Below are 1,006 nucleotides of genomic sequence, written 5' to 3'. Positions count from 1 at the left end.
TAACCTGAGAACTGGATAAGGATTGAACTAATTGCCCACCTCGCGATCAGATCTTTCGACTAAAAACGATTTGAAAGCAACAGAGGTGGGCAGATGAATAAGTTAATAGATATATTTTGTGATGTCGATGATTTTTGTCATAAATTTTTACCTGTATGGGAAGCCGAGTTAATCGCCAATGGGACTAAAAAGCGAAGGCGCCAATCAAAGATGACGACGAGTGAATGCATGACGATTGTTATTGCTTTTCATCAATCAAACCATAGGGATTTCAAGAACTTCTATATTGGATTGGTTCAACGATATTGGCTAGAAGACTTCCCTACCTTGTTAAGCTATACGCGTTTCTTACATAAAATGTCCGCGTTAATTATTCCTATGTGTGCTTATTTTCAAACGGTTAAAGGAAAGCCCACAGGTATTGCCTTTGTCGACTCTACAAGCCTGAAAGTATGTCACAATATTCGTATCCCACGTAACCGGGTATTTGATGGTGTAGCCAAACGAGGAAAAGGAACCATGGGTTGGTTTTACGGTTTTAAGCTACATTTATTGATTAATCACATAGGTGAAATTATTTCTCTGAAGATAACACCTGGTAATACAAATGATAGAACGCCAATCCCTGAGCTATGCAAAAACCTTTACGGAAAGCTTTATGCGGATAAAGGATATATTGGTAAAAAGCTCAGTGAGAAATTAGCTGAAGGTGATATTGATTTAGTAACTACTGTTCGTAAAAACATGAAGGCTAAGGCAATATCCATATTTGATAGAGCAATGTTATCAAAGAGATACATTATTGAAACAATAAATGACCAACTGAAAAACATTTCACAAGTTGAGCATAGTCGTCACCGAAGTGGGACAGGTTTCATGCTAAATGTAATTTCAGGAATAGTGGCTTATTGCTTGAAGAAGAAAAAGCCACGTATTAAATTATCAGCCAGTGAATTTGGATTGATGGAAGTTTAGAAAACGCTGCTCTTAAGCAGATCTCAGGTTA

General features: G+C 37.2%; 1 protein-coding gene. It reads left to right on the top strand.

Annotation, left to right across the window (positions count from 1 at the left end):
- Nucleotides 1-93 precede the first annotated feature (93 nt).
- Nucleotides 94-975, top strand: a complete 882-nt coding sequence (locus tag ESZ26_RS19060; protein ID WP_146801402.1) for an IS982 family transposase — start codon at nt 94-96, stop codon at nt 973-975.
- Nucleotides 976-1,006 lie beyond the last annotated feature (31 nt).

It is taken from the genome of Colwellia hornerae (assembly GCF_007954355.1).
In the GTDB taxonomy this organism is placed as follows: Bacteria; Pseudomonadota; Gammaproteobacteria; order Enterobacterales; family Alteromonadaceae; genus Colwellia_A; species Colwellia_A hornerae.
This window is presented reverse-complemented; position numbering and strand designations above follow the sequence as displayed.